The following is a 6496-nucleotide window of genomic DNA, read 5'->3' on the forward strand; positions in this document are numbered from 1 at the left end:
CCCGAGGGGGCTTCTGTGGCTCCCGGGGATTCGTCTCCCGAGGAGGATTCCGCAGTGCCAGGCGCTGCGTCGCTCCAAGCGACTTCCTCGGCTCCGGGAGCTTCGTCTCGCAGGGAGGCTTCTGCGGTTCCTGGGGCTTCGTCCCCGCGGGGAACTTCTATCGGTGCTGGGGTTTCCTCCCCCGGTCGGGGTTCTGTGGCCTTCTCCATGAGCGAAACCGGGGAAGCGGGGGTGGAGCGGAGTTCTGGTTACCGGCCGGGTGGGTGGGCGGGGAGATTTTGGTCGCCTTCGATTCGGGAGGAGTGTTTGGCGACCAGGGATGCGGCTGGGTTGTTCGATCAGACTTCGTTCGGGAAGTTGGAGGTTTCGGGGCTGGAAGGGTTGCAGCGGTTGGCGGGGAATGATGTCGACCGGGCTGTGGGGGCGGTTGTTTATACGCAGTTGCTCAATGAGCGGGATGGGATCGAGGCGGATGTCACGGTTACTCGGCTGGGGGAGGATCGGTTTCGGGTTGTGACGGGGACTGCGTTCGGAGTGCATGATGTCGCGTTGTTGCGGCGGCATGGGATCGAGGTTCGCGATGTGACGTCGGCTTATGCCTGTTATTGCCTCTGGGGGCCGAAGGCGTACAGGATTCTGGCGAAGTTGACGGGGGATGATCTGAGCTTCGGGTATATGAAGGCTCGGGAGATCAGCGTTGGGTATGTTCCGGTGCTGGCGCAGCGGGTGACGTTCGTCGGGGAGTTCGGGTGGGAGTTGTACTGCCCGGCGGAGTACGGGCTGACGTTGTGGGACAGCCTGATGGCGGCGGGCTCGCCCGAGGGAATGCGGCCCGCGGGGTATCGGGCGATCGATTCGATGCGGCTGGAGAAGGGGTATCGGGTCTGGGGGCTCGATATAACGCCGGAGACCACTCCGCTGGAGGCGGGGCTGGGATTCGCCGTCCGTACGGAACGGAAGGCGGCGATGAAGCGGCCGGAGAGCGAACTCGCGTGCCTGTTGCTGGACGGCGAGAGAGATGTCGCTCTCGGGGGAGAGCCGGTGCGTCTGGACGGCAGGCCGGTTTCCCGGGTCACCAGTGGTGGTTATGGGTATCGCGTCGACCGGTCGATCGCTTACGCGTATCTGCCGCCGGACGCGTCCCGGGTCGAGGTCGGCGTCCACGGGAAATGGATAGGCGCGGACGTCGTCACCGGCCCGGTCTACGATCCGGCCCACGAACGCATCCGCGCAACTCCATGGAAGTGACGACGACCCAGAAGCCAATATGGCCCGAGACGCCGAGCCTCTCGCCGTTATCCGGCGCCGTTAAGGCAGGTGACGCTGCTCGCCGCACCGGCGCCAAGAGCGACCGGCTTCATTCTGTTTGGGGGTTCTAGCAGAATCGCAGGCTTCTCGCCGTTATCCGGCGCCGTTGGCGCAGATGGACGCCACTCGCCGCACCGGTGCCAAGCGTGACCAGCCCCATTCTGTAGAGCCCCAAGGAAGCGACGTCGTGAAAACAGGTCACGGGGGGAGTTCTTCGCGGGTGGGGAGGCCTTGCCAGGTGCTGGGGCTCGCTACCGCGAAGGCCGCCAGCGCGATCCCCCGCTTGAGCCGATCCGCCGGATGCGAATCGTCCAGCAACGCACTCAGGTATCCGGCCACGAACGCACCCCCCACCTCCGTGGGATCGACCACCGTCACCGGCGCCGCCTGCGTGTCGTAACGGAACCCGTCAACCGTCGCGCTCGCACCCTTGGACCCGCGGGTCACCACCAGTTCCCGGAGCGATCCAATCGCGTTCTCGACCAGACCGAGCTCGTCCTGATTGGCGAACAGGATGTCGGCGGAAGCGGCCAGTTCGGTAAGGCCCTCCCGAGCCTCCTCCACGCTCTCCCACAGATAGGCCCGGTGGTTCACATCCACCGACACCAGCACCCCGGCATCCTTCGCCAGTTTCACCGCATGATGCACCGCACTCCACGTGAACCCGCTCAACGCCGGCGTGATCCCGCTGACATGGAGAATGCGCGCCGATTGGATCGCTCCCGCCGGAACATCCCCCGTCGACAGCCGAGATCCCGCCGACCCGTCGCGATAGTTGACCGCGTGCGCGACCCGCCCGATCCGCCGCTGCCGCAACACGATCCCACTCGACGCGGTCTCGTCCACCCGCATGTGGCTGACGTCGATTCCCTCGCCCCGCAGCACGGTGAGCGTCCGCACGCCGATCTCGTCGTCGCTCACCCGCCCCAGGAATCCCACCGAATGCCCGAGCCTCGCCAACCCGACGGCGACGGTCAGTTCGGAGCCTTCCAAGTCCAGTCGTGCGGTCACGTCGTGGCGGATCCGCTCGGCCGAGATGACACCCAGCACCTCGCCCAGCGTGAACACGTCGCTCATGTGTTTCCTAGATCTCGGGTCGTGGCGGCAGGCTCTCGGTCCGCCACGGTGAATCATTGTCGAGACTCCAGAGCAGCTGGTTCTCCGGATCCCATTTCCTGGGCGCGTCCGTGGTCGCGCGCGGGTGCATCCCCCGCTCGTCCAACGCCGCCTTGTACGCCTTCCACGCCTGCCGGTACGCGCGCCGCGCCTCCGGATCGTCGTCGGCGTACACCTCGGGCGGGGTCGACTCCTGCTGGGTTCTGCCGTCGGGGAACAGCGTCTGCCAGCGGTCGGCGCTCATGCGGTTGGTGGCGCGGAACTCCAGGGCGCCGTCGGGCAGCCACCGCCACCGCACCGCCCAGCCACGCGCGTGGAGCGTTCCGTCCGCGCGCGTGTCCACCGCCACCTGCGGCAGGGCCAGGGCCCATGGCCGGAAGTAGGCCGCGAAACTCTCCGCCACCGTTGTTGGCTCCATACCTCAGGATGATCTCAGTTTCCTGCCATATCCGGCGATAATTGCTCAAATCGCAACACGGGTACGGCTCTCGAAGCCGAGAGCCGTACCCGTGTCCCGGCGGAGGCCGGTCGGCGGTATCTTCCGGGTCCCCGGTCGGCAGGGTCAGCGCGTCTCGTCGGGCCGGTGCGCGTGCCGGCCTCCCGCGACGAGTCTGTCCGAATCCGGGGTGATCCTCTCGAAACTCCGCGTTCCATCGGTGTCCCGATCCGGGTCGAACGCGGCGTCCTCCGTCCGGGCCTGTGCGGGGACCGTCCGCTGGTCGCGGTCGTCCACGCCGTCGTGGTCCCGGTCGACAGCGGCCGTGTCCAGCCGCTTCTCCAGGTCCCGCTTCTCGCTCTCCAGCCGCGAGACGCGGTCCCTCTCGGCCAGCCGCTCGTCACGCCGGCGCCTGCGGCGCAGCGCGGACCTGCGCGCTCCGCTGAACATCAGGGCCAGGCCGACGAGGAAAGCCGCCGCCGTGGCGGCGCCGGCCAGGAACAGCTCGAGCGGTGTCAGGCTGAACGTCCAGTCCAGCACGGAAACGTTGGTGCTGAGCGTGTTGTCCAGCATGGACATCTCGTAGAAGGCCGCCACCGCGACCACGATCAGAAGAAGCCCTAACAGAACCATGTGTCTCACCCCTAGCTGACGTGGCTGACGTGGGCGACACCCCGACTGCCCTGAAAATCCCGGGTCAATCCCCCAGGACGGCGACCGCGCGGGTTTCCAGTTCCAGCGCGCGGGCGGCGTGCCCGGCCAGGCGGGCGAACAGGTCCGCGCGTTCCTGGCCGGTGAGCGGCTCCGCCTTCCCCGCCAGGTCGTACGACTCCGCGGCGAGGGCGCCCAGCCTCTCGGCCGCCGCCGAACCCTGGGTGGCCTGGAGGGTCATGTGCTCCTCCAGGATCTCCCCGAAGCGGGTGAGCTGGGGGATCGCCGGGGTCAGGGCGGCCTCGGCCAGCTCGGACCAGGCGGTGGCGGCCTCCCGGTAGAGGGCGGCCGCTTCGGTCAGGTGGGCTCCTGCCAGGGGGGCGGCCTCGTCGAGGAAGTCGGCGTAGACGGGCCGGGTGGCGCCGGGGGAGCCGTACTCGATCTCCAGGCAGACGTGGAGGCGGGCCAGCGCGGAGAACAGGGCGGCAGGGGAGGCGAACCTGGCGGACCAGCTCTTCTTGCCGGTGGCGTCGCCGAGCTGGGTCACCAGGCGGCGCATGCCGGACAGGCCCATGTTGACGTCGAAGGAGTTGCCGAGCACCGGCCCGGTCAGGTGGGCGGCCGTGGTGGCGATCGCGTCCCGGATGCCCGGCGCGATTCCGCGCGCGCCCGGCCGCAGGGCGAGCAGGTGGTGTTTGCCCTTGCGGTGCCGCGACCAGGCGGCCATCAGCGTGGACACTGGGACGCGCTCAGGTGTGACCCGCTCGTCGTCCAGGTAGGCGCTGTCGCCGTCGAGGCCGATCACCGCGATCTCGTACGCGTCCCCGAACGGCAGCCCGGGATGCCACGGCAACTCGTGCCGGTCCACGCGGCAAACAGCGGCCCTGCCCTCCCCGAGGACCTCGCGCAGATGCCGTTCGGCCACCTTCGCGCTGCCGGTCTGCCGGATCTCGTACTCGACGCCCGCCCGCCGGAGCGCGGCCGGGATGAAGGGGTCGGGGTGGTGCTGCGTGACGATCGTCATGGTCGTCAGCTCGGTGTATTCGAAGATCGCGTACAGGAAGCCGATGCCGCCGCCCAGCCCGGCCAGCATCGCCTCGCTGTACGGCTCACCGCTGTGCGGCGCGACCACACCCGCCTGCCGGAGCACCCGGGCCAGCAGCGCCGAATCGTGGTGCACGCCGCCCCCGGTCGCCGGATACCCGGGCAGAACGGCCGGATCCACCGGCGGGGCGACCGCCGCGAGCACGTGCCGGCGGGCGGTCGTGTACGCCTCCCCGGTCCGGGCCATGCGCTCGCGGACCAGGCGCTTGAAGGTCTTGTTCTCGGTCATCGAACCGCGTCCCATCAGGCCGGACGACACTCCACGACGGGCCCACGCTCCGTCGCGGACGTCTGTGGCCTGACATCTGCGCAGCCGGAAAGGAACGCCCCGAGGACAGCGATCCCCTTTGCCTCCGCGACAGCCGATGGGCGTGGACCACCGGTCAGGAGGTCGGGCGCGAGACGTCGCCCTGCGCCCTTTCTACCATCCGGCTCCTGACGATGGCCATGCCCAGTCCGGCCCCGGCGGCGTACCAGAAGAGATCGGGGGCGTTGAAGGTGGAGCCCAGCACCAGCCGGGCCAGGAAACTCTGCGCGGACAGCGCCGCGGGAATACCGGTGAGCTGGAAGAACTCCACCGCCCAGCTGATCGCCACGGAGGACAGGGCCGCGTAAACCGGGCGCAACCAGAAGGCCAGGATCGCGTAGATCAGTGTCGTGTAGAGCGCCACTCCGGCGTATTTCGCGAAATCCCCACCCGCGAAGGCGCGTACGCCGAGCCCCAACGCCAGCACGACGGGCACCGCGAGCCAAGGTCTCATCACAACACAGATGATCCCGCATCCGCTGGGTAGGGCCTATTCATGGATGAGTTGCAGCAGGTCGAAGAGGAACTGGTCCGCCTCCGCAGGCAGGCGCGCGAACTGCGCGAGCAGATCGGCGAAGGTCCCACGGACCCGGCCGAGGTCGCCATGCTGATCGCGAACGCGGACCAGTTGGACGCCCTGGCGGAGAACATGGAGCTCCGCCGCCAGAGCTTGCTCAGCGCGAGAGAAGAGTCAGCCAAGGGCTAGACCCTGACATAAGCCGACATAGACCGACATATGCCTTCGGTGCCGGTACGGCCCGGCGCGGCCGTACCGGCACCTCCGGCCGTCACTGGTAGACGCGCACGTAGTCCACGAGCATGCGCTGCGGGAACACGGTCGTCGCGTCCGGCGGCCCCGGCCAGTCGCCGCCCACCGCGTTGTTCAGGATGATGAAGAACGGGTGGTCGAAGACCCAGGGCCCTCTGGTCGCCTCAAGCGAGGCCCGGTCCACGGTGTGGATGGTGTTGCCGTCCACGGTGAACCGCATTCCGGTGCTGTTCCACTCCACGGCGTACACGTGGAACGCGGCGGCGAAGTCCCCGGCGATCGTGTACGGCGAGCCGAACCCGCCCGCCCCGAAGTACGCGGGCGCGTGGATGGTCGAGTACGTGATGTTGGGTTCCCGGCCGAGATGCTCCATGATGTCGATCTCCCCGACGTACGGCCACGGGCGGCCCTGGTCGAAGAAGTCGGCGCCGAGCATCCAGAACGCGGGCCACAGGCCGTTGGTGCCCGACACCTTGATCCGGGCCTCCACCTTGCCGTACGTGAAGCTGAACTTCCCGTAGGTGTTGATCCGCGAGGAGGTGTACTGGCACGGCCCGCCCGGGCAGGACGAACCGGCGACGGTCTGGCGCCGGGCCTCCATCACCAGGTTGCCCGCGCCGTCGGTGGCCGCGTTGTCATGGTTGGTGTAGTACTGCAGCTCGTTGTTGACGCCGGGGCCGATCTCGGCCTGCCAGCGGGCCGCGCTGGGCCTGGTGCCGGCCGGGTCGTTGAACTCGTCGGCCCAGACGAGCTGCGGGGGGTTGCGGGGGTCGGGCGGGAGCGGGGGCGGGGTGATGGGGGCGCC

Annotated in this window: 8 protein-coding genes; 2 read left to right on the forward strand and 6 right to left on the reverse strand. The window is 68.6% G+C overall.

Going from position 1 to position 6496, the window contains the following annotated elements; translation table 11 throughout:
• Nucleotides 1–207 precede the first annotated feature (207 nt).
• Nucleotides 208–1248, forward strand: coding sequence for an aminomethyl transferase family protein (locus tag Aph01nite_RS40420; RefSeq protein ID WP_275419370.1), 1041 nt, complete (start codon nt 208–210; stop codon nt 1246–1248).
• Between the two features lie 258 nt (nt 1249–1506).
• Here Aph01nite_RS40420 and Aph01nite_RS40425 read toward each other — a convergent pair whose 3' ends face one another.
• From Aph01nite_RS40425 to Aph01nite_RS40445, 5 genes are all read right to left on the reverse strand, one after another.
• Nucleotides 1507–2385 (reverse strand): sugar kinase, encoded by an 879-nt coding sequence (locus Aph01nite_RS40425; RefSeq protein WP_204046387.1) that lies wholly within the window; start codon nt 2383–2385, stop codon nt 1507–1509.
• A 7-nt stretch (nt 2386–2392) separates the two neighbouring features.
• Nucleotides 2393–2827 (reverse strand): hypothetical protein, encoded by a 435-nt coding sequence (locus Aph01nite_RS40430; RefSeq protein WP_204046388.1) that lies wholly within the window; start codon nt 2825–2827, stop codon nt 2393–2395.
• Nucleotides 2828–2986: 159 nt separating this feature from the next.
• Nucleotides 2987–3493, reverse strand: coding sequence for a hypothetical protein (locus Aph01nite_RS40435; protein WP_204046389.1), 507 nt, complete (start codon nt 3491–3493; stop codon nt 2987–2989).
• A 64-nt stretch (nt 3494–3557) separates the two neighbouring features.
• Nucleotides 3558–4844, reverse strand: coding sequence for a BtrH N-terminal domain-containing protein (locus Aph01nite_RS40440; RefSeq protein WP_204046390.1), 1287 nt, complete (start codon nt 4842–4844; stop codon nt 3558–3560).
• Nucleotides 4845–4998: 154 nt separating this feature from the next.
• Nucleotides 4999–5376 (reverse strand): ribosomal maturation YjgA family protein, encoded by a 378-nt coding sequence (locus Aph01nite_RS40445; protein WP_204046391.1) that lies wholly within the window; start codon nt 5374–5376, stop codon nt 4999–5001.
• Between the two features lie 42 nt (nt 5377–5418).
• Between Aph01nite_RS40445 and Aph01nite_RS40450 the strand changes: the two genes are divergently transcribed.
• Entirely contained in the window at nt 5419–5628 is a 210-nt protein-coding gene (locus Aph01nite_RS40450) for a hypothetical protein (protein WP_204046392.1), read from the forward strand.
• 82 nt (nt 5629–5710) lie between these two features.
• Here the strand turns inward: Aph01nite_RS40450 and Aph01nite_RS40455 are convergent.
• Nucleotides 5711–6496, reverse strand: a 786-nt coding sequence (locus tag Aph01nite_RS40455) for a glycoside hydrolase family 16 protein (RefSeq protein WP_204046393.1), incomplete at its 5' end; no start/stop codon positions are given.

The organism is Acrocarpospora phusangensis (genome assembly GCF_016862995.1).
In the GTDB taxonomy this organism is placed as follows: Bacteria; Actinomycetota; Actinomycetes; order Streptosporangiales; family Streptosporangiaceae; genus Acrocarpospora; species Acrocarpospora phusangensis.

What these genes read in the sequence shown, in the direction of transcription:
- Aph01nite_RS40420 (WP_275419370.1), top strand. Translation starts at nt 208, where the DNA reads ATGAGCGAAACCGGGGAAGCGGGGGTGGAGCGGAGTTCTGGTTACCGG.
- Aph01nite_RS40425 (WP_204046387.1), bottom strand. Translation starts at nt 2,385, where the DNA reads ATGAGCGACGTGTTCACGCTGGGCGAGGTGCTGGGTGTCATCTCGGCC.
- Aph01nite_RS40435 (WP_204046389.1), bottom strand. Translation starts at nt 3,493, where the DNA reads ATGGTTCTGTTAGGGCTTCTTCTGATCGTGGTCGCGGTGGCGGCCTTC.
- Aph01nite_RS40440 (WP_204046390.1), bottom strand. Translation starts at nt 4,844, where the DNA reads ATGACCGAGAACAAGACCTTCAAGCGCCTGGTCCGCGAGCGCATGGCC.
- Aph01nite_RS40445 (WP_204046391.1), bottom strand. Translation starts at nt 5,376, where the DNA reads ATGAGACCTTGGCTCGCGGTGCCCGTCGTGCTGGCGTTGGGGCTCGGC.
- Aph01nite_RS40450 (WP_204046392.1), top strand. Translation starts at nt 5,419, where the DNA reads ATGGATGAGTTGCAGCAGGTCGAAGAGGAACTGGTCCGCCTCCGCAGG.